Here is a 26,365-nt window from a genome sequence, read left to right as displayed (position 1 = left end):
CCGCTTACAGGAGGGAAAGTATGGGGGCACCAGTCCAAAGCCTGGCATCCAAAGCGCCAAAGAAGGCTGAGCACAGCACGACTAATGAAAAACGCCACAGAAGACATCTGCTTGGCAACCGGTTATCGCGTTATTATTTCTTTTTTAGCATCCTGGCATTGTGCTTCGTGCTTGGACTTGTCATTGTATTCATCGGAAAAACGGCGCTGCTGCTGTTCGGAGATGTCTCTCCGGCCGAGTTCTTCCTGTCCTTTAACTGGACACCGGAGGAGGAGGCTTTTGGTGCAGCGGCCTTTATTGTAAATACACTTACACTGACTGCGCTAACTCTGCTGATTGCAGTGCCGATTTCTGTGGGGATGGCTGTGCTCTGCGCGGAGATTGCCCCGAAATGGATGAAGAGCTTCATCCGTCCCGTGCTCGACCTGCTTGTCGGCATTCCTTCTATAGTATATGGCTACCTGGGCCTCACTGTATTACTACCTTTCCTGCGCAGAATCAGCGGTGAAGGACTGGGCGACGGCGTTCTGGCTGCTGCGCTTGTCCTGGCTCTGATGGTGCTGCCTACGATCTGCCGGATCAGCGATGATGCCATTATTGCGGTGCCGCGCAAATTCCGCGATGCAGCCTATGCCCTTGGCTCCACCCGTCTGCAGGTGATCATGCGGGTTGTGCTGCCGGCAGCAAAACGGGGGATCATCTCGGCAATTATTCTCGGAATGACCCGTGCTGTCGGTGAGACAATGGCTGTTGTTATGGTCATCGGGAATACGCCGCAGCTGGCCAAAAGCCTGTTCACCCCGTCTTCCGTACTGACCAGTAACATTGTAATGCAGATTTCGAACGTGGAATTTGACTCGAACTGGAACTACGCGCTGCATATGATGGCCTTCCTGCTGCTGCTGATTTCCTTTGTGCTGATTCTTATCATCCGCGTAATCGGCCGTAAACGGGAGGATGCCTAATGAATTTTACGCGTAATGCTCATACTGCACGCTCCCGCCGCAACAACAAGATCGCGACATTCGGCTTCTATGCGCTGGGTGCGCTGGTTATGCTGCTGATCTTCTGGCTGCTCTTTACGATTCTCAGCAAAGGATTGCCGCAGCTCAGACCCGAGTTCCTTATCAAGCAGCCTGAGGAGATTGATCCGGGCGGCGGCATCGGGCCGGTGCTGTTCAACTCCTTCTATATCCTGTTTATCTCCCTGCTGATTTCAATTCCGCTTGGTTTGGGAGCCGGGATTTATATGGCGGAGTACGCTCCTGACAACCGTTTTACCGGTGCGCTGCGTATCTGCGTAGAATCCCTGTCTTCCGTACCTTCGATCGTATTCGGTCTCCTGGGTCTGGCCATCTTCGCCGAATATTTCGGGATCGGCCTGACCATTCTCGGGGGCGGCGTCTCACTTGCCCTGCTTAACCTGCCGATGCTGGCCCGCGTAACCGAAGAAGCGGTCCGCGCCGTTCCCGGCGACATCCGTGAAGCCGGCTATGCCCTGGGGATGACCAAATTCCACGTCATCCGTAAGGTCGTACTGCCGGTGGCCCTGCCGGCTATCGTTACCGGCATTTGCCTGGTGGCCGGACGCGCCTTCGGGGAATCTGCGGTTATTATCCTGACCGCCGGGCTCAGCACCTCCGGCGAAATGTGGGACTTCAACCTGTTCTCCCCGGGTGAGACACTCGCGGTGCATCTCTGGTATGTGCAGTCTGAAGCGATTGTCGAAGACGCGCGGCAGATTGCCGACAAGTCGGCAGCGGTGCTGGTCTTCGTCGTGCTGCTGATCAATTTCATTTTCCGGTTCCCGCTGTGGCTGGGCAACCGCAAAAAAGGACACTAGAACGTATGCCACTTCTGCATATGTAATGCTTTCAGGCTGCCGGATAAATCCGGTAGCCTGTTGTTTTTGTTGGCCGGATTGTTCTTCAGCCTTTATTGCCCCCTGCCGCCTGCCGCCTACACCTTTTGTCCCCGCCCAAATAGGTTTACTCCCAGCACCCCGGCAATAATCAGCACCGACCCGGCCCAGTGGTACCAGGCTATCTGTTCTCCCAGGAACAAGGCTCCGGCTGCGATTGAAACGATGGTTGCCAGATTGGAGAAGACACTCATTCTGGAGGCTTCCATCCGGGACAAAATATAAGTGGACGCAAGCGTGGTGCCCAGGGAAGAAATCACGCCAAGATAGAGAACCGCTATCGTAAAGGTGCCGCTCTTCAGCGGGGTAAACAGGGTATTCAGCGTTCCGTCAGCCGTATGGCTGATTAGCGAGATGCCAAAGAATACGGCGAAGCCGGTAGCCATCATCACATAGCTGATTTCGGACGGAGTGAACTGCCTGGCCAGCAGGCGGGCCAGCACGCTATACCCGGCAAAAGCCACACAGGTCAGGAACAGCATCAGAATTCCGGCCATATTCGCCAGGTCAATGCCGCTGCCCTTCATCATGAAGATGAACACGACGCCGAAGACGGAGAGGAAGACAGACAGCTTTTGCAGCAGAGTCGTGGCTTCTTTCAGAAACAGTGCGGCAATTATCAGCGTCACCACAGGGGTGAAGGCATACAGGATGCCTCCCTCGGCCGAAGTAGCATGCTGCAGTCCGAACACCTGAAGTGTAAAGAAGCCCAGCGGGTACATGGAAGACAGCAGCAGCAGCTTGTACACCGGCTTGCCCCGGTAGCTCAGCTTAACCCAGCCGCAGGCGACCGGAACCGACATTACGAGGAAAGAGGCGGCAAACCGGAAGGTCAGCGTATCAACCGGGCCGGAGAATTCCAGAGCCATTTTGGTAAAAAGAAATGAAAATCCGATGATCGCCGCATTCAGTACGGCAAGCAGATAGGCCAGCTTCATTCCAGCAGATTGTTTCATGTGGGTAATTCCTTTCCTTTGTGCAATGTGAAATCAGGAGAGCTATTCCATTACAGCCCCGATCTGTTATTTTAAAATTAAGGGAGTTTAGAGGCGGCTACAACGGGAGATTATTTGAATTGTACCGGTACAGTTTGCTGCGGGACGTTATAATAGGGATATAAAAGGGGGGAGGCTTATGCGTAAATACGACATAGTTCTAGTAGAGATAGAGAAGCAAATCAGTACGGGGCAGTTCCGCCCGGGACACAAGCTTCCGTCGGTCCGCAGTGCTTCGGATCTGTATGGCTGCAGCATCAGCACTGTGATCCGGGCCTACCGGGAGCTGGAGCAGAAGCATCTCATCTATTCCATCCCGCAAAGCGGTTATTATGTAGTCGAGCAGCCCGGAGCCGGGCCGGTTAACCTTGAAGATGACCTCATTGATTTCGGGTCAGCCTCACCTGACCTGAATGTGTTTCCCTATCTGGATTTTCAGCACTGTCTGAATAAAGCGATAGATACCTACAAGTATCATCTGTTCACTTACGGGGAGACTCAGGGCCTGTCCGCCTTGCGGGAGACGCTGGTGGCGCATCTGGCAGACACCCAGGTTTTTGCCAGAACAGAAGCGATCTATATCACCTCCGGAGTGCAGCAGGCGCTGGGGATACTGGCGAAGATGCCTTTTCCAAACGGAAAAGAAACGGTGCTGGTGGAACAGCCGGGTTATAATCTGTACCTGAGACTTCTGGAGGCGGAGGGGCTTCCGGTTAAGGGCATTCCCCGCTCGGGAGACGGGATTGACCTTGAGCAGCTGGAGGAGTTCTTCCGCGGGGGCGGCATCAAGTTTTTCTACACGATGCCCAGATATCATAATCCGCTGGGAACCACCTATACCAAAGAGGAACGTCAGGCAATTGCCCGGCTGGCCGGCAAATATGATGTGTATGTGGTGGAGGATGATTATATGGCTGATCTTGGGGACGGCCGGCACTACGATCCTGTTACTGCTTTTGACCAGTCGGGGCATGTCATTTACTTAAAAAGCTTCTCCAAAATCATTTTCCCCGGCCTCAGCCTCGGGGCCGCGGTCCTTCCGGAAGCGCTGCTGCCTGTTTTTCAGGCCCATAAAAGCTATATGGATACCTCGCTCCTGTCACAGGCCGCGCTTGATATTTATATCAAAAACGGGATGTATGAGCGCCATAAGCATAAAATCCGCAGCCTGTATGCCGAGCGGATGAATCTCCTGAACGAAGCATTGCTGCACTATAATACGGCCGGCCTGATAGAGGTGCCGCGGGTAGATTCCGGGATCTATCTCCAATTGAAGCTGCCGCAGACCGTCAATCTCGAGCAGCTGCTGAAGCGACTGGCTAAACGCAGGGTACAGGCGGTGTCCGGCAAGGGATTCTATCTGGCAAGCTATCTGGAGCGGGAGAAGTTCCTGCGCATCAGCATTTCACGTGCCCGCCGGGAGCAGATTGCCTCCGGGATTGCAGTCATTACGGAGGAACTAGCCGCCGGGGGATGGTGGTAGCCGGTATCCGGCAGAAATAACGGATTCGCAAATGCTTAAAATTGTTAATAATACTACAATGAGTACAATTACGCAGATCGTGCAATTATTCGACAAATGGGCACTTGCCAGGGAGGTGCAGCCCCGATGCCAGAACGCATGAGTGAGCAGGAGCTGAACAAGCTGATCAACATGCTGGAGCTTTCCGAGCATGTGGATGAGGATGAGCTGGATCAGGCTTTTATTGATCATGAAGTTGAAAGTGATCTCGGAGGGCGCGTGCTCGTCCGGGCAGGTAAAATCTTTGTCCAGGACCCGCTGCCCGGCGGCAGTCCGGCCGTCATCTCGGCTGCTGCTCCCGTAGTAGTCCTCGTTAACGGGCAGGCGATTACGGGTCCGGCCGAGGTAACCTCGCTGGATAAGATAGAATGGTCGATTACGGAACCTCCGCTATACAGAATTCATGTATCGGAGGATCATCTGCAGGCTTTTTTCACCCTGTATTCAACGCGGCGTTACCAGTGGAAGCTGAATGACTGCTATTCCTCCAGCATGGTTGAAGTAGAAGCGGCGATGGACACAGACACGGTAATCGGGCTGCTGGGGCTCAATCAGGTCATCGCCGATTTCGAGCAGCGGGGCATTATGCAGAACCTGAACATTTCCGGCATCCATGCCGAGCTGCAAAACCCCACATATCAGCCGATTACAGCGGCCAAGGGGCGGGCGGCGGTTCCGGGGGAGAATGCGGCGCTTGAGCTGTTTTTTTCGGAAACGATTGAGAATGAATTCAGCGAAATAGAGGGACAGGTGGACTTCCGCAGCCATCTCCGGATTCCGTCTGTGATCAGGGGCCAGGTGATTGCCCGCAAAGTCCCTTATATTGAAGGGATTCCCGGCTGTGACGTGTACGGGGAAATTCTGTATCCGCCCCTCCCGGGCGATATTACGATTGTTGCCAAGAATAACACGGTGCTGCTGATCAACAATGAGATCCGTGCGCTGCGGGAAGGCCGTCCCCGGGTTACCGGGGAGAAGGTCAAATATTTTGACATTACGACAACTTATACCGTTCCGGGCAACGTCAGCATCAAAACAGGAAACATCCTTTTTTCCGGTGATGTGGTGGTACGGGGGAATGTCGAAGACAATATGATTATTGAATCGCTCGGCAATGTCTACGTGGAAGGCAGCATTTACAACTCCACCATTACAGCAACCGGCAGTATCGTCGTCAAGGGGAATGTGCTCAACAGCAACCTGTATTCCGGCTACTTCGGCGTGATGTACAACCGGATTTTTAACTGCTCCAAGCTGCTGATCGAGGAGGCTGTCCTGCTCAAAAAAGCGGTCCGTATGCTGATCCAGGCCGTCCAGGCCCGCAAGCAGAGCGTTAAATACGGCCAGGCGGTGCTGCTGCTCCTGGAGAGCAAATTTCAAAAGATTCCCCGTCTGATCAGGGAGCTGCTCTCCTTGCTGGAGACGGTCCAGGCGTCCTATCACCAGGATCTGGACCAGACACTGCATTTCCTGAATCTGATGCTGAAGCCGGTGCAGCTGGTCGACTTCATGAACGAGGCTTCGCTGAACGGTGTAATCGGCATGATTGAGGAGCTGCATGCAGGCGTGGCCCGGATGCAGGAGAACAAGGTGGAGGTCAACATCGGCAAATGCCAGAACAGCACGATTAAGTCCAATGGCGATATCAACATCCACCGGGACGGGATCGTCCAGAGTGAGCTGTTCTCCTCGGGCAACATCACCTTCCGCAAGGTGTTTGCGGTGTGCCGGGGCTCAAAGCTGGAGGCGGGCGGCAGCATCAGCGCGTATTATGTCGGCGGCGAGAGCGGGGCGCAGTCCTACCTGAAGGCCAAGCACAGCATAACCGTACGCAAAATCTACGCCGGCCGGATCACCATCGACAGCTATACCGCAGACATTACTAAGCCGCTGGAAAATATGACGTTTGATCTTGAAAATATCCGTACGGTCAAGCTGCGGATGGAGTCGGAGTGAGGAAGCGTAGTGGGGAGCTTGTGCCGGATGGGATGGATTATGCGACTCGTAAGTATTGTATGGAGTAGTTTGCAAAAGCGTCCGTCCGGGGAACGGTGCATACGAAGCTTGTGCCGGTGCGTCTGCGTTATAAGCGGCTACGGGCAAGTTGTCTGATGTACCAATTGAACCATATCTGCGGGGGAGCCATTAATGCGCCGATTAGATGCTGGCGGGGGGATTTCAACTAACTCTATAGTTTGTTTCTTCAGGCCCGGGGAGGACGCATGCTGTCTGGTTACTAGCTGACAGCATGGGCTGCACCGGCTGCGCGATGTGTTGAGGACTGCTGAGTCCGGTCTGAACTGGCTGCGGGATGTCTAACGGACTCAGAGTCGGTCCGCGCCCGCTGCGCGCTGTCTAACGGACTCAGTGGTCCGGTCCGCCCCAGCTACGGGATGTCTAACGGACTCAGGAGACGCTATTAGTTAGTTTTATTGTGTCTCCACCGTTTAACGGACTCAGTTGCCGTTATTTATGCATTGGGTCAGCGAATGGTGCCTTTTGGAGCAGAATAACGGCTGTGGAGTCCGTTAGAGTTGGATTAAGCAGAAAATCGGCTAAATAGCGTCATCTGAGTCCGTTAAAAGCTGCAGTAGTAGTGTTCTGGTTGAGCTCAGACAAATAGTGACATGTTCCGCCGTTTTACTTTCAGCTATGATCGCAGCTACAATAGCGCTGGCTCCTTGGACTTCGAGTAGTATCGCTGCCCGACAATGCACTCATCCCCCGGAATGCAAAAACAGCCTTCCCGAAGGAAGGCTGTAATGCTTATTACGTCCCGGAAGGGATGCAGCCCATTCGGGCTGATTGCGAAGCGGTTGCTAACGAAGCGGATGCTCCAAAAACGTCCCCCAGCATGGGGTTCTCATCCCCCCGGAACGCAAAAACAGCCTTCCCGAAGGAAGGCTGTAATGCTTGTTACGTCCCGGAAGGGATTCGAACCCCCGACCGTGCGCTTAGAAGGCGCATGCTCTATCCAACTGAGCTACCGGGACACGGACACTCAAAAGCAAGCAAAAATTATGTTATCATAGATGAATAATTTTTTCAACTTGTTTTTTTAAATGCTCTACAGGATATGCTATAATCTACAATTGATCACGGATCGGATAAAAAAGGAGGTGCCCTCATTAATCAATTCAATTCCCCCGCCAAAGAGAATGTCGTGCTGTTTCCGAAGACACTGGATTATTACCAGATTCAGCTTACGGTTATGCTGGAGAGTGAACGCTACGGGGAAGCGATGGAGCTGCTGCGGTTTCTGCTGCAATGCCAGGGACAGGAGGAGCGGCACTACGAGGAATGGCAGTCATTGCTGGACTGGCTGGAGGCGGCATTTCCTTATGATGCCGGAAGTTCAGAGACGGACCGTGCCGCTTACAGCGAGGAGCAGGACCTGAAAGAAGAGGATATGGCCCGTATTTTGGCAAAATCCAAGCTCGAAGAGGACGCTGGTTACCCGGACAAGCTGCTGCGCAAGGTGATGAATGAGCCGCTGTCGGAGGGAACCATTCTGGCGCTGGAGCAGCTATCGTATCTGGAGGGCGGCCATGTGGATGAGACGCTGTCTAGCTGGCTGCAAAAGACCCCGGTGCATCCGCTCCTGCAGTTCCGGGCGCTGCAGACCCTTAAGAAGCGCGGCGTACAGGGAGTCATCCGGCTGGCACGCGGCAGCGAGCTGGCGCAGATCGAGATTGAAGCGGTTCCGCTGCAGAATGAGGATTTTCCGCCGCAGGTTGCCCAGGTCATGGAACGGGTAGCCGAGCAGGCGGAGGTGCATGAGCCTACACTGTATTATTTTGCCCAGGAGCTCTGGGGACAGTTTATTATGTCGATTTATGGGGCGGGCGAATATCGTAAATTACTGGATGGCGGGGATGAACTGCTTGATATCTGGGCGGGTGCGCTGCACCAGCTGGTATCAGAGAGTCTGAACGGAACCCGGCAGGAGGAGGAGACCCGGGCCATGTATGGCATTACCGGAGGCATGCGCTTTCAATTCGAAGGGGCATACCGTTCTCTGAAAGGATTTGTTAAGAGTTCCATACTTGATAAATAAGGCGATGTTGTATATAATATAATGGTTATTCTGTGCGTGAAATACGTAATAATCTAAGTTAACATGCAACCTATTTTTGGAGGGAAAAGTATATTATGAAAGCAACCTGGGAAAAAATAGAGAAGAACCTTGGAGTTCTTGAAGTTGAAGTAGAAGCAGAGCGCGTTGCTGCAGCTCTCGACAAGGCTTTTAATAAAGTGGTTAAGAAAGCAAACGTACCTGGCTTCCGTAAAGGTAAAGTGCCGCGGCCGATCTTTGAATCCCGTTTTGGTGTAGAAAGCCTCTACCAGGATGCAATCGACATCCTTCTTCCTGAAGTATACGGTGAAGCTGTTGAGCAGACTGACATCTTCCCTGTTGACCGTCCTGAAGTGGACATCGAGCAATTCGCGAAAGGCCAAGCCTTCATCTTCAAAGCGAAGATCACGGTTAAGCCTGAAGTGAAGCTAGGTGAGTACAAAGGCCTGGAAGTTCCTGCCCAGAAGGCTGAAGTTACTGAAGACGAGCTGAACGCTGAACTGAAACGCCTGCAGGAGCGTCACGCTGAGCTGGTTGTTGTTGAAGAAGAAGCGGCAGTTAACGGCGACATCGCTGTGATCGACTTTGAAGGTTCTGTTGACGGCGTTCCTTTCGAAGGCGGTTCGGCTGAGCGTCATTCCCTGGAGCTTGGCAGCAACTCCTTCATCCCTGGCTTTGAAGAGCAGGTTGTAGGTATGGCTACTGGTGATTTCAAGGATGTTGAAGTTACTTTCCCTGAGAGCTACCATGCAGAGAACCTTGCGGGCAAGGCTGCAGTATTCAAAGTGAAGCTGCACGAAATCAAACGCAAACAGCTTCCTGAGCTGGATGACGAGTTCGCTAAGGATGTAAGTGAATTCGACACACTGGATGAATACAAAGCAGACCTGAAGGCACAGCTTGAATCCCGCAAGCAGGATGAACTCAAAGGCGTACGCGAAAATGCGGTAGTTGACGCAGCAGCAGCCAACGCTGAAGTTGAAATTCCTGAAGCGATGATCAAGAGCGAAGTAGCGAACATGGTTCGTGATTTCGACAACCGTCTGCGTCAGCAGGGCATGAACATGGACATGTTCCTCAGCTTCTCCGGCCAGACCCGTGAAGATCTTGAAGGCCAGATGAAGGGCGATGCCGAGAAGCGCGTCCGCAACAACCTGGTTCTTGAAGTGATCGCGAAGGAAGAGAACATCGAGGTTTCCGAAGAGGAAGTAACCCAGGAGCTTGCTACCATGGCTGAATCCTTCAAGCGTACACCTGAAGAGATCCGCAGCATTCTGGCAGCGAACGGTTCCCTGAGCAGCCTGAACGAAGAAATTTCCCTGCGCAAAACAATCGACCTGCTTGTAGCAAGCAGCGTTGAAGTTGAAGCACCTGCAGCTGAAGAAGCTAGCGCTGAGTAAGTTCTGCTGTAAACTCCATTTTACCTAGAGCGGCCAGGCAAGTCGGCCTCCATAATAGCAGTCAATAAGGCACGTAAGTTCTGTTACGTGCCTTATTTTTTATCGGTGGAGGGGCGTTTGTGTGTACATAACCAGAAGGCGGATTGGCATTCTGTCAGGAAGTGCGCTATAATGGCAGGCACGCGGTATAATGCGTTTTTTGCCGATAGTGAAAAAATGACATCCCGCCGCGAACGTGTTAAAATATTTCTGAAACGGTAAGACTAATTTGTATAGAGAAAAGAGGTTGGTGGCATGAGTCTGGTACCTATGGTTGTGGAATCAACTAATCGTGGCGAACGCTCATACGATATTTATTCCCGATTGCTTAAGGACCGCATTATCTTCCTGAGCAATGCGATTGATGATGATGTTGCCAATCTGGTCATTGCCCAATTGCTGTTCCTGGCCGCGGATGACCCGGAAAAAGACATACACTTGTACATCAACTCGCCCGGTGGTTCTGTAACAGCCGGCATGGGTATATATGATACGATGCAATATATCAAACCGGACGTTTCAACCATTTGCGTCGGAATGGCAGCCAGCATGGGTTCACTTCTGCTCACAGCTGGAGCGCCAGGCAAGCGTTATGCGCTGACCAACAGCGAGGTTATGATTCATCAGCCGCTCGGCGGTGTTCAGGGGCAGGCGTCCGATATTTGGATTCATACAGACTGGATTCTCAAGACGAGACAGAAGTTGAATCAGATTTATGTGGAGCGCACAGGTCAACCCCTTGAAAAAATCGAACGGGATACGGACCGCGACAACTTCATGAGCGCGGAAGAAGCGAAGGAATACGGGCTTATCGACCAGGTACTCTCTTCACCGATCATATCTTAAAGGGGTGGTTAGATGTTTAAATTTAATGATGAAAAAGGGCAGCTGAAATGCTCCTTTTGCGGTAAGTCACAGGAGCAGGTCCGCAAGCTTGTAGCAGGACCAGGCGTTTATATATGCGACGAATGTATCGAGCTTTGCACGGAAATCGTGGAAGAAGAGCTCGGTCATGAGGAAGAGCTGGATCTCAAGGATATTCCGAAGCCGAAAGAGATCCGTGACATTCTTGACCAGTACGTAATTGGCCAGGAGCAGGCGAAGAAATCGCTCTCCGTTGCCGTATACAATCACTACAAGCGTGTCAACAGCCAGAGCAAGATTGAGGATGTTGAGCTGACCAAGAGTAATATTCTGCTGCTCGGTCCGACCGGTTCCGGTAAGACCCTGCTCGCCCAGACGATGGCAAAGATCATCAACGTTCCTTTTGCCATTGCAGACGCTACTTCTCTTACAGAAGCCGGCTATGTCGGTGAAGATGTGGAGAACATTCTGCTCAAGCTGATCCAGGCTGCAGATTACGATGTTGAGAAGGCCGAACGCGGCATTATCTATATTGACGAAATTGATAAAGTAGCCCGGAAATCCGAGAACCCGTCGATTACCCGCGACGTTTCCGGTGAAGGCGTGCAGCAGGCGCTGCTGAAGATTCTGGAAGGTACAGTCGCTTCCGTTCCTCCGCAGGGCGGACGCAAGCACCCTCATCAGGAGTTCATTCAGATCGACACGACGAACATCCTGTTCATCGTCGGTGGTGCTTTTGACGGACTGGAGCAGATGATCAAACGCCGTATCGGCAAAAAAGTCATCGGCTTCAACGCTGCAGTTGAAGGCCAGAAGGATCTGAAAGCCGGCGAATACCTGTCTATGGTATTGCCTGAAGACTTGCTGAAATTCGGGCTCATCCCTGAGTTTGTGGGCCGTCTTCCGGTCATTTCCACTCTGGAGCCGCTTGACGAAACAACCTTGGTACGCATTCTCTCTGAGCCTAAGAATGCATTGACCAAGCAGTACATCAAGCTGCTGGAGATGGACAATGTGGCACTGAAGTTTGAGCCGCAGGCCCTTGAAGCTATTGCCAAGGAAGCGATCAAACGCAACACAGGTGCCCGCGGTCTGCGTGCCATCATTGAGAGCATCATGCTCGATGTGATGTACGAGGTTCCGTCACGCGACGATATCAAGGATTGCGTGATCACGGAGCAGGTTGTCCAGGAGAAGGCATTGCCTGAGCTGGGCATCAAGAAAGACAAAAAGAAAGAGGAAAGCGCCTAAGAGCCGCTAGCCTTACAATAAACCACATCACAGCCTCCACCGTTCTCCCGCTTATCCCGCTTCACTGCGGAGCGGGAGGGGTGGAGCTTTGACCGTTATGGGGGAGAGAGAAACCATGTTCTTGAGACACCAGACCCGGCCCGTCAAAGTCGGCGGCGTAATTATCGGGGGTAACAACGAGGTTGCTATTCAAAGCATGTGTACGACCAAGACCGCTGACGTAGAAGCTACAGTGGCTGAAATTCTGCGTCTGGAAGAAGCGGGCTGCCAGATCGTGCGCGTAACCGTCAACAATGAAGAAGCGGCTGCAGCGATTAAAGAGATTAAGAAGCAGATCCATATTCCGCTCGTAGCGGATATTCATTTCAACCACAAGCTGGCGTTGTTGGCGATTGAGAACGGCATCGACAAGGTGCGGATCAATCCCGGCAATATCGGCCGCCGTGACAAGGTAGAGGCAGTAGTCAAAGCATGTAAAGAGAAGGGCATTCCAATCCGGATCGGCGTTAACGCCGGCTCTTTGGAGAGCCATCTTCTGGAGAAATACGGCTACCCTACACCGGAAGCAATGGTAGAAAGTGCTTTGTATCATATTGGTATTCTGGAAGAGCTGGATTTCCACGATATTATCGTCTCGCTGAAGGCTTCGGATGTTCCTATGGCCATTGAAGCTTACCGCAAGGCGGCAGAAGTCATCCCTTATCCGCTGCATCTCGGGATTACCGAGTCCGGCACGCTGTTCGCCGGAACGGTGAAGAGCTCAGCAGGGATTGGTGCGCTGCTCTCGATGGGTATCGGCAGCACTGTCCGCATCTCGCTTAGTGCTGACCCGGTAGAAGAGGTGAAGGTAGCGCGTGAGCTGCTCAAGACCTTTGGCCTGATTTCCAATGCGGCTACGCTCATCTCCTGCCCGACCTGCGGACGCCTGGATATCGATCTCTTTTCCATCGCGAATGAAGTGGAAGAGTATATCTCCAAGCTCAAGGTGCCGATAAAGGTGTCGGTGCTGGGCTGTGCCGTTAACGGTCCCGGAGAAGCGCGTGAAGCAGATATCGGCATTGCCGGTGCCCGCGGTGAAGGCCTGCTGTTCCGATACGGCCAGATGATCCGCAAGGTGCCTGAAGCCGAGCTGGTATCCGAGCTGAAGAAGGAAATTGACGTCATCGTGGAGCATTTTGAACGGACAGGCGAAATTCCGGGGCGGAAGCATGCCAATCTGGCGCCGGCTGTGCAGCCGGGAAATGCTTAAGACTGCTGAACCTGAAATGCGATCCTGCAAGAGGGTACTCATTTAACTATACGTTTTTCATAATAAATCCCCTTAGGTTCCGGAGAGTCCGAAGTCTAAGGGGATTTTTGGCTTTCCGGCTGCTGCGTCCGGCTGCCTGCAGGTCTCTCCGGCAGCTTCTGCTTAAGCAGCTTCACCCTGACCAAGGCTATGAGGTAAAGGACGGCCGGCACGATAATCAGAAAGAGCGAAGAAAATTTCATCCATACCGTAGCGATAATGTCATTGACATACACGGTGTTGGTGTAGGTGTTCCAGGCAATAATCATGAACAGCGCGGCCAGCGGATAGATCAGATGATTTTGCCGCTTCAGCCTGAATATGCTGCGCAGCCCCTGGAGCATCGATAGGAACAGTACGGAGATTTTAATGAAATAAGTCAGAATCCATATGGTGATCAGGATGCCTTCGACCCGCTGCAGGGTGTTGCCGATATTAATGGTTTTGGCCAGGGCATAGGCAGGGAAGGTGCTGTTCTCCGTCTGCTCAATGCCAAGCACAAGCACGCTGAGCATAACGATGGCACTGAGGACAAGATCGCCTGCAGCAGTTCCCAGAAGATAGGCGCGTTCACGGGATTTCTGTTGCTTGACCAGCGGGAGGAAGACCATCAGCACAATCACTTCCTGAAAAACAGAGGATTGCAGACCGGCCTGCAGCACCGGCAGCCAACCGTCCTCAAGCACCGGCTTGATATAATTCCATTCAATCTGCGGAGTCAGGGCCAGAATAAGAATGAGCAGCAGCAGCACTACCCACGGGAAGAATAGCTCCCCGACCCGGGCCAGGATGACGATTCCTTTGCGGGCGCTGATAATGGCGGCAACCAGGAAAATAATCTGCACCACCTCCGGGGGCGTTTCCGCCATCACCTCGCCGGAGACGAAGAAGCCGAGATTGCCCAGCAGAGTGCCGACCAGTGAGATGAAATAGAACAGGTAGATCAGTGTCAGCAGCTTGCCCGGCCATTTTCCGGTAACAGATTCCAGAATTTCGTACAAGGACTGAGCGGGGTAGAGCCTGGCAAGGGCAATATACAGCGCAACCATCAGCAGATTGATTGCCATGCTGACTAATGAGGCGATCCAGGCGTCCTCTCTGGCGATATGAGCCACGCCGCTGGGGACAACGAGAATAGAGGTGCCTATGGTTAGACCGAAGGTCAATATGAAGAACTGCAATGCGCTTATCCCGGTTTGGCGCTTCACAGGTAGCCTCCTTTCAACTCATAATGAATCAGCCCGGAAAAAGCTGAACAATGCTGCGGGCCCAGTCGAGCACCCTCCACTGCGGGAATCCGGCCGTCATACCGATGGCTGAAGCCAGGGCGACCGCCCATATCCCGTAAAAGACAAGCAGATCCTTAGGCGAGCGTAACCTGACCAGCTGCGGCGTTTCGAAGACGGGGACCACAATTAGTGATATTACTAAAAAGAGGCTCCAGCTCATTTCTGCTCCATCTCCTTTTGCTGCGGCTGCACGACTGAACCGATCCGCCGGATGGCGACATCGGATTTGACGCTGACCTTGACCGACTGAAAGCTCTCATCCCAATGCTTGCGGTAGCTGCGCCACAGCTTCGGGTACTGCCGGTGCAGCTCCTCGCCCAGCCCAAAAATATCAGAGTCGAATTTCTCCTGAACCAGCCTGATATTGGCAGCCATCAGATTATCAAACTTCTCTTCCATCCGCTGCTCCAGCTCCTTGATGCTGGCTGTCTGGCTGAGATCGAGCCTGCTGTGCAGCGTGGTGAGATTGGCTTCCGCTTTTAGATGGATGACAAATTCGGGCTCATCCATTTCATTAATGGAAATTCTGATGCGGCTTTTGGCATCGGTGATGATAAAGCCCGCGACACCGCCGTCCGGACAATCGACGTTGCCTTCAGTCGTATATACCTCGTTCAGCACATAATTGACGGTTTTACTTGGTGCTTCCCCCAGCCAGCCGATGAGCTTGTCCTTTTTGAATACGGCGATGCCGGCCTGCTTGATCAGGGATTGGGGGATAACGCTCTGTACATTTTTGACAGAACCCTGCTCAGAAGTATCGCCCTGCAGCTGAACCCCGGACATGATCGGGTTGGAGCCGCCGCGTTCCAGCTCTACAATGAACTGCTGGAGCGTCACTTTTCCGGTGCCTGCCCAGTTCTTGTGCGAGACAAGGATGGAGGAATAGAGGGAGTTGGCCGGGATCTGTTCAAAGGGGGTAATGACATCCAGAATTCGGAATGCATCCGTATGCTTGGCTACAAGCAGAAAGAAATCGGTACGGAGCTCATGGTTGCGGGTCAGAAAATCAATGGCATCGCCTACACCCTGCCTGGCATAGGCTTCTCCGAAGACCAGTACCCGGACATGGGCCAGATACAGAGTGCGCGGAGTGGTACTTAGCATGCGCTGGAGTGCTTCCGGCATCGTTTTGCCTGTAGCCTTATAGGTGACAACCGGCAGACTGCCGTTTGATCCGCCGGACAGGCTGTCGGCCTGGCCGGGGTTCATTACCTGTGCGGAGACCGCATAACCATCCTTATCCAGATCCACGCCGAGTGCCATGACAATGGCCAGATCATTGAGCTCCCTGCGGCTCCAGCAGCCGCTGAGAACGGTCAGGCAGATGAGCAGCAGGATGCAGCCGAGAGATTTTGTTTTCAAAAGACAGCCCTCCTCTTTCTGCCATAATCAGCTCCGCCCGAAGTACCGCTTCTTCATCCGTTGTGACAGCCTGACAAAGGTATCCTTCTGTGCTCTCCGGTGGAGCGGGGCAAAGGAGCTCATGTAAGGAACGCCGAGCGACTCCAGGCTGCAGAGGTGCAGGGCGAGGAGTATGAGCGCAATTACCATGCCGTACAGGCCGAATGAGGCGGCAATGGCCATCAGCACAAACCGCAGCATCCGCACAGAGATGCCAATATTAAACGCCGGCAGGGCGAAGTTGGCAATTGCGGTAATGGCGACGACAATAACCATGGCGGCAGAGACGAGTCCGGCGTCAACAGCAGCCTGACCGATGACCAGTGTTCCGACAATCGAGACCGACTGTCCAATGGACTTCGGCAGCCGGATGCCCGCTTCACGCAAAATCTCGAAGGTAACCTCCATAATAAAGGCCTCCAGAAAAGCCGGAAACGGAATGCCTTCACGCTGGCCGATCAGGCTGATCAGCAGGCTGGTGGGTATCATCTCCTGATGAAAGGTCGTAATAGCAATGTAAAAGGACGGTGTCAGCAGGGCGAGCAGGAAGCAAAGGTAGCGGAGCAGCCTGACCAGACTGGCAAAATCACTGCGCTGGTAATAATCCTCGCTGGACTGGAAAAACTGAACGAGCAGCGCCGGAACAATCAGCACAAACGGCGTGCCGTCTACGAGAATGGCGATCCGGCCTTCCAGCAGGGCTGAAGCTGTTGCGTCTGGCCGTTCGGTATTGTACACGGTGGGAAATGGGCTGTAGTGCTTGTCCTGAATCATTTCCTCGATATAATTGCTCTCCAGGACACTGTCCAGCTTAGCAGCGTTCATCCTGCGTCTGAGCTCCTCCAGCGCCGCCATATCCACTCTGTCCTCCATATACATGACGGAAACGGCGGTACGGGTGGTCTCACCCAGCTTCTGTTCCTCGATCCGCAGCTGCGGATTCTGAATCCGTCTGCGGACAAGCGCAGTATTCTCGCGCAGTGACTCCGTGAAGCCCTCACGCGGACCTCTGACGACAGCCTGGGAGGCGGCATCCTCTACAGCACGCTGTTTCAGATTTTCGGTCCCGACGGACAGGGCGAATGCAGCTTTTTCAATGTAAAGAACCGTGTTGCCGCTAAGGATTTCCGCTTCAATCTGCGCAAGTGTGTGGACTTCTCCTACTTTGCCGAGCGTAATCGTCCGTTCTTTCAGCAGCTTCAATCCCCGGGCAGGCTCTGCCCCGTCCATCTCCGAGTATAGAGGCAAATCGCGGTGCAGCGCCTCGATCAGCGCCTGGGGATCGGCCATTCCTTCTATGAAAACAGCAGCAGCGGAGAAAGGGCCCAGCGCGAGAAAACGGTAAATAATATCCGTGCTCTTCCCCAGCCGGCCGCGCATCTCCTCCAGAAAAAGCGCCTGCGTACCCGGCAGCTGCTCCTGCCGCTTTTCCGGATGCTGCTTCTCAGTCATTTCCATCTCCTCCTGTCCGCTCAGTATTTCCGCCTGTATAGGGTAGTATGCAAAAAAATAGTGCAGTCTGAATCGCCTGCGCGTTTACTAATTTCTGAAACGGCTATACTACCTAGTAGCAGCCAATTGGGCCGAAGAGATAGAAATGAATGAAACAGGAGGGTAACCTATGGAATTAGGTATATTGCTGATGATCGTGCAGCTCTTTTTCGCGCTGGTTATCGGCGTTTATTTTTGGAATCTGCTGCGTGGACAAAAGACCAACAAAACTGCGGTGGACCGGGAGTCGCGCAAGGAGCTGGACAAGCTGCGGAAAATGCGGATGATCTCCCTGACCAAGCCGCTCTCGGAGAAGACACGTCCGGCCTCAATCGGAGATATTGTCGGGCAAAAGGACGGGCTGCGTGCGCTCAAAGCGGCGCTCTGCAGCGCGAATCCTCAGCATGTAATCATCTACGGACCGCCGGGAGTAGGAAAAACCGCAGCAGCCCGGGTGGTAATGGAAGAGGCGAAGAAGAACGCGCTCTCTCCTTTTAAGCATGATGCGAAGTTTACAGAGATTGATGCGACTACGGCACGTTTTGACGAGCGGGGGATTGCCGATCCGCTGATTGGCTCGGTGCATGATCCGATTTATCAGGGGGCCGGCGCGATGGGGATTGCCGGAGTACCGCAGCCGAAGCCGGGGGCAGTGACGAAGGCACACGGGGGGATCCTGTTCCTGGATGAGATCGGGGAGCTGCATCCTATTCAAATGAACAAGCTGCTCAAGGTGCTGGAGGACCGCAAGGTACTGCTGGAGAGTGCCTACTATAACTCGGAGGACAGCAACACGCCGGCTTATATTCATGACATTTTCCAAAATGGCCTGCCCGCTGATTTCCGGCTGGTTGGAGCGACTACGCGCTCACCGGATGAAATATCTCCGGCCTTGCGTTCACGCTGCATGGAGATTTATTTCCGGCCGTTGCTGCCGGAGGAGATTGAGGTGATCGCCAGGGATGCGATCCAGAAGATCGGTCTGAAGCCGAGTCCGGAAGCGGTGGCTGTAGTCCAGCAATACGCGACTAACGGCCGTGAAGCCGTGAATATGATCCAGCTGGCCGCCGGGCTTGCGCTGACCGAGCAGCGGGACACGCTGAGCGCGGCGGAAGTGGAGTGGGTAGCGGGCAGCAGCCAGCTGCCGCTGCGCACTGAGCGCAAAATACCGACCTCCCCGCAGATCGGGCTGGTCAACGGGCTTGCCGTCTACGGGCCGGGCATGGGCACGCTGCTGGAGATTGAGGTATCCGCCGCCCTGGCGAAGAACGGGCAGGGCAGGCTGAACATCACCGGCGTAGTCGATGAAGAAGAGATCGGCGGCGGCTCCCGGACGATCCGCCGGAAGAGTATGGCCAAGGGTTCCGTCGAGAACGTGCTAACCGTGCTGCGCATGATGAACCTGGAGCCGGACCGCTACGACCTGCATGTGAACTTCCCCGGCGGCACGCCGATTGACGGCCCGTCTGCCGGCGTAGCAATGGCTGTTGCCATCGTCTCCGCCATCCGCCAGCTGCCGGTCGACAACACCGTCGCCATCACCGGCGAGATTGGCATCCACGGCCGGGTGAAGCCGGTCGGCGGCGTCATCGCCAAGGTCGAAGCCGCCTTCCAGGCCGGCGCGACCACTGTCTTTATCCCGAAGGATAACTGGCAGTCCTTATTTGCCGACGTTGCACCCCTTCAGGTCATCCCCGTCGACACCGTTGACGAGGTCTTCCGTCACCTGTTCGGCTCCGGCACCGCTGACATCCGCCTGCCGGCAGTATCGGGCGAGACGTTCTCTGCGGCTTCGCTGCTCAAGGCGGATGCTGCGGGGGAAAGTGCGCAGGCATAAGACGCGAAAGAATATGGAGGCTGTCTCTCAGAGGCAGCCTTATTTGTCAGTTAAAGCAACAAATTTTACTTACATAATTGGGAATTTGCAGGTATTATATAAAGATGTTGTGAAATTAGTGAATAGGAGTACAGGGTATGCTGAACAAGCTGTTACATAGAAAGTATATTATTGCTCTTCTGATCATCCTGCTGGTTCTGTTTTCCTTCCTGCTGCCGGTTAAGGCGAATATTCTTGGATAGAATCCAGTTAGCTGAGCTTCCGCATTCGCCCCGGCAGCACGCGATGTACATACTGTAATACCAGCAGTCCAGTACCGGAGGAATCATGTCCGGCTTTTTGTGCTGGTCGTACTATTTTCGCTTAATCCCTCATAGAATTGGTTAATAATCAATACTAACAATCCAGCTAAGGGGGGATTCTTATGTTACACGAATGGAGACGCAGATGGAATGACTTTCTGGCCGGGTACTACGAAACTCTTTATGCCGATTGCCTCGTTCCCGCCAAAAGAGAAGAGCTGCTGATGAAAGCCCGCGAGCATTCATACAGATCCTATAGATTGAGCCGGACGCCGTGAGGCGTCTTTTTTTAATGTGACCGGAGGATGAGGTTTAAGTGGTTTTTTACTAAGAATGGGGTATAGATGATGCTCCTTGTGGATCAGTCAAGTAATAGATGGAAATAGAAAGTTTGATGCGCGTTGGCGGAAACGGCGGAGCAGATTTCATTGCTTGGGGACGACAAAGCCGATAAAACCGCGCTTCAAGTCACAAACGCAAACCTAGCCCTAAAAGCCAATATAGCAGACGTCAATAACCAGATTGCCGCAGTGACGAGCGGTCGCCAAAGGGTGTATACTCAACGGTCTCAGCCTTACAGGCTGCGTTTCCTACCGGTAACACGAATATTTATGTTGTGACGGCAGACGGAAACTGGTACTACTGGAACGGAGCGGCGTGGACAGTAGGTGGAACGTACCAAAGCACGGGACTCGCGGAAAAGAGTGTCACTTATCCGAGATTAGCTACAAACTATAATTATGCAGGTGTGTTGAGTACTGAAAACCTTGACACCATTACTAACACGGGGACCTACATTACTGTGGGAGCAACCTTTAATAGACCCCCTGATGCACATACAACCGCTTTGTTACATGTCTGGAGTAATGATGCCGGTACGTACTGCACACAATTGTACCAAGATATTGACGGAAATATTTACTCCCGGATAAGGACCTTAAACTATGGAGGATTTGGCGAATGGACATCATTAAAAAATGAATTGTTCGATCGAAGCGTAACCAATACAAAATTGGCATTAAACTACAACTATAGCGGCGCATTAGATGAAACTGATGACCTGGACGCCTTTTCCAATACAGGCACTTACATTACAACGGGAGCGACGGTGAACCGACCAAACGGAGCGGGAACCACAGCGCTTTTACATGTTTGGAGTAATGATGCTGGGACATACTGTACGTAGTTTTACCAGGATATCAACGGCATTATTTATTCTCGGATTAAATCACTGAATTATGGATCATTTACAGGTTGGACTCCAGTGAACAAACCTCTGGGCGGAAAATAATCGTTAATTTCGGGGACAGTATTGTCGGAAACTTTGAAGCTCCATCAAGTGTGTCTGCATATATTGCCAGTAAAACAGGGGCGACGGTTTATAATGTCGGTTTCGGCGGTTGCCGGATGAGCGCTCACTATGGTTATTGGGATGCCTTTTCGATGTACAGACTTGCTGATGCTGTGGCGACAGGTGATTTTTCTTTGCAGGATCAAGCCTTGATTGACGATACATCGAATGAGATGCCGGCATATTTTGATGCGCACTTAGCAACTCTAAAAGGCATTGATTTCAATGCCGTTGATTATATCACGATTTCGTACGGAACCAATGATTGGTTCAATGATGATACAGGAATGGATGATACAAACCCACTTGAACGATGGACGTTTAAAGGGGCGCTTCGATATACCTTAGAAAAACTGATTCCTGCTTACCCTCATTTAAAGATTATGGTCTTAACTCCTATTTACCGGACATTTAGTGAAACAGAAAACAGTGATAACTATGTGCGTAGAGGATTAAAGCTTACGGATTTCGTTCAGGGAGTAATTGATGTGGCGAAAGAGTATCATATACCGGCATTAGATAATTATTACGATCTTGGATTCAATAAGTTTAATCGAGATTATTATTTTCCTGCCGATGACGGTACACACCCTAACGCACTCGGACGGCAACGCATTGGCGAAAAGGTGGCAGGCGCTTTGGTCAGCAGATTTTAACGAACTATCGGCGAACAGAGTGAAGATTAAGGAGGGCGATCTCAGAGTGAAAAAGTTCAAGGTTTTTATTCAAGTAGGTGGTACTCTAGAGGATCCAGATTTTCATGAAGAAGATATTTTAGAAATCAATGAGACCACCGCAGATAAAGCTATAGAAAAATGGCTTGAACTAACAAATTGCAACGACCCTTCTTACTTATTGAGAGGAGAAGATGGGATAGGCTGGTCGTACTACTTCCCAATAATTTGTTCAGAAATCTAATTTAAATTATCCTCCTAAATGTTATTATTGACTTACTAATATTTAGGAGGAAGTTTCAAAATGGTTAATTTACCACCAGGCATCACCATGCAGGATTATTTGTTTAATGTAGATGTGCACATACTTTTAAATAAAATCGACAGATTCAGAAACTTAAACATTAAAAAAATGTCAGTTAGAGAAATAAGAAAAGAGATTTTGGAAGTTTTAGTGTTCGATAATAGGTCGGTACTGTTATCTTATATGAACAATTTTAAAACTGGTACTTTAGTTTATAGAATAAGAAAGCTCAAAAATTGTGATATTCCAAATAAAGAATTAAATATAATTCAGGACTTGTGGAATCCACCCAGTAAATTTGTAAAATATATGCGATTAAACAAGCCACACGAATCTTTGCTGTACGCGTGTTTTGATATTGAAACAGCAATTGAGGAAACTAAAGTGAACGAAATCGATTCTTTCACTTTAATTACTTATGAAGTAATTGATGAAATTAAGGCAGTACGTATTGGGAACGATGATGATTTTTCTTCATACAGTAGTAATGATAGGTTGAAATTAAGGATTATTAACAATTTTCTTAAAGAAGAATTTACTAGAGAAGTGGGGATTGGAAATGAGTATTTGTATAAAGTTTCAGAAATTATTGCAAAGGACTACTTTGATCTCCCGCCAAGAGACGTACAGGATGCTTGGAGTTATCCTTCTGTAGCAAATAAACCATCTATAAACATATGTTTTAGACCAGATATTGCAAGAGAAAAACTGAAAGTATTGAATGTTCAAGTAGTGGATGGCTATAAAAGAATGCCAAACGACTTAAGTTTAAATATCGTAGGAAACATTAAAGTTATTGACGAAAAATTAACATACTTGAAAAGTTAGTATATTGTAGTCGGAGATTACTGTTCACTAACAAGATCGATAAATAATGCCATTACATAGCAATCCAAAAAGCAGGAGCAATTATCCTGCTTTTTTATTTGAAAACTGAATGTCGGCAAACATAATCAGAATAGCTCAATGCTTTTGACATATTATTATCGCTAACCACAAATAATACATAATGTGATAGGTCTGCTTTTAAACACTTGCTTCCCAGTTGGTGTTTTCAACCTGCTTTTGTTAAAATGATGTATATGACATAACTTGAGAACCATGGGAGGTGCGAAAGCGATGATGCCGAACAAATCCAAAGGTCGTCGTTTTCCTTTATTGCCGCTTAGAGGTCTTCTTGTGTACCCTAGCATGGTTCTGCACCTTGATGTAGGGCGCGAGAAGTCCGTTCGTGCACTGGAAAAAGCTATGGTTGAAGATAACCTGATTCTCCTCTGCTCCCAGTCAGAAGTGAATATTGAGGAGCCTGGACAAGAAGATATTTTTCGGGTTGGTACTGTTGCTAATGTGCGGCAGATGCTGAAGCTTCCGAACGGCACGATCCGTGTGCTGGTTGAAGGAGTGGAACGGGCCGAAATTATTCATTATACAGATAATGAGGAGTTTTATGAGGTTATGGCGCGCGAACTGCCGGAGCAGGAGGATGTCGATCAGGAGAGCGACGCCTTGATGCGCACGGTGCTTAGCCAATTCGAGCATTATATTACGCTATCCAAGAAGGTCACTCCAGAGACGCTGGCTGCTGTCTCCGATATTGAAGAGCCGGGGCGTCTGGCTGATGTCATTACTAGCCACCTGGCGTTGAAGATCAAGGATAAGCAGGAGATTCTGGAAACCATCGATGTCAGCAAACGTCTGGAGAAGCTGCTCGACATTCTCAATAATGAGCGTGAAGTGCTGGAGCTTGAACGTAAGATCAACCAGCGTGTGAAGAAGCAGATGGAGAAGACCCAGAAGGAATATTACCTCCGCGAACAGATGAAAGCGATCCAGAAGGAACTCGGTGAGAAGGAAGGCCGGGCCGGTGAAGCCGAAGAGCTGCGCTCGCAAATGCAGGAGAAGAACCTGCCGGAGCGGGTGCAGGAGAAGATCGAGAAGGAAATCGACCGTCTGGAGAAAATGCCTGCGAGCTCAGCCGAAGGCAGCGTTATCCGCAACTATGTGGATTGGCTGCTTGGTCTTCCTTGGAGCGAAGAGACCGAAGACGATCTGGATATTCTAAAAGCGGAACAGGTGCTCGATGCCGATCACTACGGTCTGGAGAAACCTAAGGAACGTGTCCTGGAATACTTAGCCGTACAGAAGCTGGTTAAGGAGCTGAAAGGGCCGATTCTCTGTCTGGTAGGGCCTCCGGGCGTCGGTAAAACCTCACTGGCACGCTCCATCGCCCGTTCGCTGAACCGCAAGTTCGTCCGCATTTCGCTGGGCGGTGTGCGTGACGAAGCCGAGATCCGCGGCCACCGCCGTACTTATGTCGGCGCCATGCCGGGCCGGATCATCCAGGGGATGAAGACAGCCGGAAGCCTTAATCCGGTCTTCCTGCTCGATGAAATCGACAAGATGGCTTCTGATTTCCGCGGCGATCCGTCCGCTGCCTTACTCGAAGTGCTCGATCCGGAACAGAACAATACGTTCAGCGACCACTTTGTAGAGCTGCCGTTTGATCTTTCGAAGGTTATGTTCGTGACCACAGCGAATGCGGTACACAACATTCCTCGTCCGCTGCTCGACCGGATGGAGATGCTGTATATTCCCGGCTATACAGAGCTTGAGAAGCTGCAGATTGCCAGCCGTTACCTGCTGCCGAAGCAGCGTAAGAATCACGGTCTTGAGGATGCACAGCTCGTAATTGAGGACGACACGTTGCTGAAGATTGTCCGCGAATATACGCGGGAATCCGGCGTGCGTAACCTGGAACAGCAGATTGCCGCGCTCTGCCGTAAGGCTGCGAAGCAGATTGTATCCAGCGAGAAGGAGCAGGTTACGATCCTTCCTGAGGAAGTTAAGGAATATCTGGGTGAATCCAAATACCGCTACGGAATGGCAGAGCTGGAGGATCAGATCGGTACAGTCACCGGACTGGCGTGGACTGAAGTCGGCGGAGATACACTGCTGATTGAAGTAACAGTGGTTCAGGGCACAGGCAAGCTCACGCTTACCGGTAAATTGGGCGATGTCATGAAGGAATCCGCACAGGCTGCCTTCAGCTACACCCGTTCCAAGGCTGAGGAGCTGGGACTTGCCCCGGACTTCCACGAGAAGAACGATATTCACATTCATATTCCTGAAGGTGCAATACCTAAGGATGGTCCGTCTGCCGGCATAACCATTGCTACCGCGCTCATCTCAGCACTCACCAAACGTTATGTCTCCAAGGATGTAGCGATGACAGGTGAGATTACGCTCCGTGGACGTGTCCTGCCAATCGGCGGACTCAAAGAGAAATCACTGGCTGCCCACCGGGCCGGCTACAAAAAAATCCTGCTGCCTAAAGACAACGAACGTGACCTTAAAGACATTCCTGAGAGTGTACGTAATGACGTGGAGTTTATACCGGTGTCCCATATGGACCAGGTACTCCAGCATGCGCTCGTAGATCAGCAGGCAGATATCCGCAGTAAAGCGCCGAGTAGTGTGCATTAGAAAGGAAGTTCCATTTGAAAGTTAACAACGCCGAATTTATCATCAGCGCCGTAGGCCCTGATCAATACCCAACGGACGCCTTGCCGGAGATTGCTCTGGCAGGGCGCTCCAACGTCGGGAAGTCTTCACTTATCAACCGGATGATCAACCGCAAGAATTTGGCCCGCACCAGTTCTACACCGGGTAAGACACAGCATATGAACTATTACCGGGTTAATCAGGATATGTATTTTGTCGATTTTCCAGGCTATGGTTATGCCAAGGTATCCAAGACTCAGCGGGCCTCATGGGGCAAAATGGTCGAGAAATACATGGAGGAGCGTGAGACGCTGAAGCTCATCCTGCTTGTAGTGGATCTGCGCCATCCGCCCACAAGTAATGACAAAATGATGTTTGACTGGCTCAAGCATTACGATCTGCCGCTCTGTGTGGTAGCGACCAAGGCAGACAAAATTCCCAAGACACGCTGGCCAAAGCACATCAAGATCATGAAGCAGGAGCTCGGCGTATTGCCGGGAGATAATTTCATTCCGTTCTCATCGGAGCTGGGACTAGGCCGTGAGGAGCTGTGGGCTCTAATTGAGGCTTACAGCAGACTTAATGAGATGGAAGAAACTGAAGAGCCATTGGAACAAGTTGAACCTGAGGGGGTAACCTCTGGGAAGAATGCGCAATCTGATGAGGAAATCGAATCCTGAGTGTCTGCTGTTGTAGAGTACCTGATAGGGTACACATCGCGTATTTTGTGCCAAGAATTCAAGGGGCTTACTTTCCTGCTTCCATCACTATGGACTAATAGCTATTTCTTCGGAGCTGTCGGCAGCTTATCGCATGAACCAAAAAAGCGGTATTTTGAAGAACATAAGGAGCATTGA

23 protein-coding genes and 1 tRNA gene are annotated in these 26,365 nt (G+C 51.5%); 18 read left to right on the top strand and 6 right to left on the bottom strand.

The genetic code is table 11. From position 1 onward, the window contains the following. The first annotated feature begins 20 nt into the window (after positions 1-20). Positions 21-965 carry a phosphate ABC transporter permease subunit PstC gene (pstC, locus tag AC4G46_RS25875; protein WP_491125231.1) on the top strand — a complete coding sequence of 315 codons (945 nt, stop codon included), beginning with the start codon at positions 21-23 and terminating at the stop codon, positions 963-965. Further along, the gene (pstA, locus tag AC4G46_RS25870; RefSeq protein ID WP_491125230.1) at positions 965-1,843 is read left to right on the top strand and encodes a phosphate ABC transporter permease PstA; all 879 of its coding nucleotides are present in this window, start codon (positions 965-967) and stop codon (positions 1,841-1,843) included. The genes pstC and pstA overlap by 1 nt, the downstream gene beginning before the upstream one ends. Before the next feature lie 116 nt (positions 1,844-1,959). Here pstA and AC4G46_RS25865 read toward each other — a convergent pair whose 3' ends face one another. Beyond that, positions 1,960-2,877 (bottom strand): DMT family transporter, encoded by a 918-nt coding sequence (locus AC4G46_RS25865; protein WP_491125229.1) that lies wholly within the window; start codon positions 2,875-2,877, stop codon positions 1,960-1,962. Positions 2,878-3,055: 178 nt separating this feature from the next. Here AC4G46_RS25865 and AC4G46_RS25860 point away from each other — a divergent pair, with 178 nt between their 5' ends. Together AC4G46_RS25860 and AC4G46_RS25855 are read left to right on the top strand one after the other, a co-directional pair. Next, the gene (locus AC4G46_RS25860; protein ID WP_491125228.1) at positions 3,056-4,399 is read left to right on the top strand and encodes an aminotransferase-like domain-containing protein; all 1,344 of its coding nucleotides are present in this window, start codon (positions 3,056-3,058) and stop codon (positions 4,397-4,399) included. Between the two features lie 126 nt (positions 4,400-4,525). Next, positions 4,526-6,394: a flagellar assembly protein A gene (locus AC4G46_RS25855; protein ID WP_491125227.1), complete on the top strand. Its 1,869-nt coding sequence runs from the start codon at positions 4,526-4,528 to the stop codon at positions 6,392-6,394. 963 nt (positions 6,395-7,357) lie between these two features. On the opposite strand, the gene AC4G46_RS25850 is transcribed toward AC4G46_RS25855, so the two are convergent. Beyond that, positions 7,358-7,431, bottom strand: a tRNA-Arg gene (locus AC4G46_RS25850). 218 nt (positions 7,432-7,649) lie between these two features. Between AC4G46_RS25850 and AC4G46_RS25845 the strand changes: the two genes are divergently transcribed. The 5 genes from AC4G46_RS25845 to ispG all read left to right on the top strand — a co-directional run bounded on the left by AC4G46_RS25845 (position 7,650) and on the right by ispG (position 13,316). Next, positions 7,650-8,495: a hypothetical protein gene (locus tag AC4G46_RS25845; RefSeq protein WP_491128979.1), complete on the top strand. Its 846-nt coding sequence runs from the start codon at positions 7,650-7,652 to the stop codon at positions 8,493-8,495. A gap of 95 nt (positions 8,496-8,590) precedes the next feature. Next, positions 8,591-9,913: a trigger factor gene (tig, locus tag AC4G46_RS25840; RefSeq protein WP_491125226.1), complete on the top strand. Its 1,323-nt coding sequence runs from the start codon at positions 8,591-8,593 to the stop codon at positions 9,911-9,913. Positions 9,914-10,207: 294 nt separating this feature from the next. Continuing rightward, on the top strand, positions 10,208-10,798 hold the full coding sequence (gene clpP / locus AC4G46_RS25835; RefSeq protein ID WP_221803132.1) for an ATP-dependent Clp endopeptidase proteolytic subunit ClpP: 591 nt from the start codon (positions 10,208-10,210) through the stop codon (positions 10,796-10,798). A 12-nt stretch (positions 10,799-10,810) separates the two neighbouring features. After that, positions 10,811-12,067, top strand: a complete 1,257-nt coding sequence (gene clpX, locus AC4G46_RS25830; protein WP_068726859.1) for an ATP-dependent protease ATP-binding subunit ClpX — start codon at positions 10,811-10,813, stop codon at positions 12,065-12,067. Positions 12,068-12,182: 115 nt separating this feature from the next. After that, positions 12,183-13,316: a flavodoxin-dependent (E)-4-hydroxy-3-methylbut-2-enyl-diphosphate synthase gene (ispG, locus tag AC4G46_RS25825; protein WP_491125225.1), complete on the top strand. Its 1,134-nt coding sequence runs from the start codon at positions 12,183-12,185 to the stop codon at positions 13,314-13,316. Positions 13,317-13,411: 95 nt separating this feature from the next. On the opposite strand, the gene AC4G46_RS25820 is transcribed toward ispG, so the two are convergent. From AC4G46_RS25820 to AC4G46_RS25805, 4 genes are read right to left on the bottom strand one after another with little or no spacing between them, the layout of a single operon-like run. Continuing rightward, positions 13,412-14,563 (bottom strand): GerAB/ArcD/ProY family transporter, encoded by a 1,152-nt coding sequence (locus AC4G46_RS25820; protein ID WP_491125224.1) that lies wholly within the window; start codon positions 14,561-14,563, stop codon positions 13,412-13,414. Positions 14,564-14,591: 28 nt separating this feature from the next. Further along, complete coding sequence (locus AC4G46_RS25815) at positions 14,592-14,804, bottom strand: hypothetical protein (protein ID WP_491125223.1); 213 nt, start codon at positions 14,802-14,804, stop codon at positions 14,592-14,594. Continuing rightward, complete coding sequence (locus AC4G46_RS25810; protein ID WP_491125222.1) at positions 14,801-16,009, bottom strand: Ger(x)C family spore germination protein; 1,209 nt, start codon at positions 16,007-16,009, stop codon at positions 14,801-14,803. The genes AC4G46_RS25815 and AC4G46_RS25810 overlap by 4 nt, the downstream gene beginning before the upstream one ends. A gap of 27 nt (positions 16,010-16,036) precedes the next feature. Next, entirely contained in the window at positions 16,037-17,500 is a 1,464-nt protein-coding gene (locus AC4G46_RS25805; RefSeq protein WP_491125221.1) for a spore germination protein, read from the bottom strand. Positions 17,501-17,669: 169 nt separating this feature from the next. Between AC4G46_RS25805 and lonB the strand changes: the two genes are divergently transcribed. The 9 genes from lonB (at position 17,670) to AC4G46_RS25760 (ending at position 26,365) form a co-directional block, all read left to right on the top strand. Further along, a complete protein-coding gene (gene lonB / locus AC4G46_RS25800) occupies positions 17,670-19,376 on the top strand; it encodes an ATP-dependent protease LonB (RefSeq protein ID WP_491125220.1) in 1,707 nt (568 codons plus the stop codon). Positions 19,377-19,800: 424 nt separating this feature from the next. Continuing rightward, the gene (locus AC4G46_RS25795; RefSeq protein ID WP_491125219.1) at positions 19,801-19,956 is read left to right on the top strand and encodes a hypothetical protein; all 156 of its coding nucleotides are present in this window, start codon (positions 19,801-19,803) and stop codon (positions 19,954-19,956) included. 338 nt (positions 19,957-20,294) lie between these two features. Further along, the gene (locus tag AC4G46_RS25790) at positions 20,295-20,864 is read left to right on the top strand and encodes a hypothetical protein (protein ID WP_491125218.1); all 570 of its coding nucleotides are present in this window, start codon (positions 20,295-20,297) and stop codon (positions 20,862-20,864) included. Between the two features lie 68 nt (positions 20,865-20,932). Beyond that, positions 20,933-21,685, top strand: a complete 753-nt coding sequence (locus AC4G46_RS25785) for an SGNH/GDSL hydrolase family protein (RefSeq protein ID WP_491125217.1) — start codon at positions 20,933-20,935, stop codon at positions 21,683-21,685. A gap of 46 nt (positions 21,686-21,731) precedes the next feature. Further along, positions 21,732-21,947: a hypothetical protein gene (locus tag AC4G46_RS25780; RefSeq protein ID WP_491125216.1), complete on the top strand. Its 216-nt coding sequence runs from the start codon at positions 21,732-21,734 to the stop codon at positions 21,945-21,947. A gap of 60 nt (positions 21,948-22,007) precedes the next feature. Continuing rightward, the gene (locus AC4G46_RS25775; protein WP_491125215.1) at positions 22,008-22,835 is read left to right on the top strand and encodes a hypothetical protein; all 828 of its coding nucleotides are present in this window, start codon (positions 22,008-22,010) and stop codon (positions 22,833-22,835) included. A 291-nt stretch (positions 22,836-23,126) separates the two neighbouring features. Further along, the gene (gene lon, locus AC4G46_RS25770) at positions 23,127-25,490 is read left to right on the top strand and encodes an endopeptidase La (RefSeq protein ID WP_491125214.1); all 2,364 of its coding nucleotides are present in this window, start codon (positions 23,127-23,129) and stop codon (positions 25,488-25,490) included. 14 nt (positions 25,491-25,504) lie between these two features. Further along, positions 25,505-26,188 carry a ribosome biogenesis GTP-binding protein YihA/YsxC gene (yihA, locus tag AC4G46_RS25765; protein ID WP_491125213.1) on the top strand — a complete coding sequence of 228 codons (684 nt, stop codon included), beginning with the start codon at positions 25,505-25,507 and terminating at the stop codon, positions 26,186-26,188. Further along, entirely contained in the window at positions 26,189-26,365 is a 177-nt protein-coding gene (locus tag AC4G46_RS25760; protein ID WP_491125212.1) for a transposase, read from the top strand. It begins immediately after the preceding gene.

This window comes from Paenibacillus sp. fava2 (genome assembly GCF_058313675.1).
The sequence above is the reverse complement of the archived record's forward strand: the minus strand, read 5'-3'. Positions and strand labels throughout refer to the sequence as shown.

Excerpts from the sequence above, each read along its gene's own strand:
- pstC (WP_491125231.1), top strand. The coding sequence starts at position 21 with ATGGGGGCACCAGTCCAAAGCCTGGCATCCAAAGCGCCAAAGAAGGCT.
- pstA (WP_491125230.1), top strand. The coding sequence starts at position 965 with ATGAATTTTACGCGTAATGCTCATACTGCACGCTCCCGCCGCAACAAC.
- AC4G46_RS25865 (WP_491125229.1), bottom strand. The coding sequence starts at position 2,877 with ATGAAACAATCTGCTGGAATGAAGCTGGCCTATCTGCTTGCCGTACTG.
- AC4G46_RS25860 (WP_491125228.1), top strand. The coding sequence starts at position 3,056 with ATGCGTAAATACGACATAGTTCTAGTAGAGATAGAGAAGCAAATCAGT.
- AC4G46_RS25855 (WP_491125227.1), top strand. The coding sequence starts at position 4,526 with ATGCCAGAACGCATGAGTGAGCAGGAGCTGAACAAGCTGATCAACATG.
- AC4G46_RS25845 (WP_491128979.1), top strand. The coding sequence starts at position 7,650 with ATGCTGGAGAGTGAACGCTACGGGGAAGCGATGGAGCTGCTGCGGTTT.
- tig (WP_491125226.1), top strand. The coding sequence starts at position 8,591 with ATGAAAGCAACCTGGGAAAAAATAGAGAAGAACCTTGGAGTTCTTGAA.
- clpP (WP_221803132.1), top strand. The coding sequence starts at position 10,208 with ATGAGTCTGGTACCTATGGTTGTGGAATCAACTAATCGTGGCGAACGC.
- clpX (WP_068726859.1), top strand. The coding sequence starts at position 10,811 with ATGTTTAAATTTAATGATGAAAAAGGGCAGCTGAAATGCTCCTTTTGC.
- ispG (WP_491125225.1), top strand. The coding sequence starts at position 12,183 with ATGTTCTTGAGACACCAGACCCGGCCCGTCAAAGTCGGCGGCGTAATT.
- AC4G46_RS25815 (WP_491125223.1), bottom strand. The coding sequence starts at position 14,804 with ATGAGCTGGAGCCTCTTTTTAGTAATATCACTAATTGTGGTCCCCGTC.
- AC4G46_RS25805 (WP_491125221.1), bottom strand. The coding sequence starts at position 17,500 with ATGACTGAGAAGCAGCATCCGGAAAAGCGGCAGGAGCAGCTGCCGGGT.
- lonB (WP_491125220.1), top strand. The coding sequence starts at position 17,670 with ATGGAATTAGGTATATTGCTGATGATCGTGCAGCTCTTTTTCGCGCTG.
- AC4G46_RS25795 (WP_491125219.1), top strand. The coding sequence starts at position 19,801 with ATGTTACACGAATGGAGACGCAGATGGAATGACTTTCTGGCCGGGTAC.
- AC4G46_RS25775 (WP_491125215.1), top strand. The coding sequence starts at position 22,008 with ATGGTTAATTTACCACCAGGCATCACCATGCAGGATTATTTGTTTAAT.
- lon (WP_491125214.1), top strand. The coding sequence starts at position 23,127 with ATGATGCCGAACAAATCCAAAGGTCGTCGTTTTCCTTTATTGCCGCTT.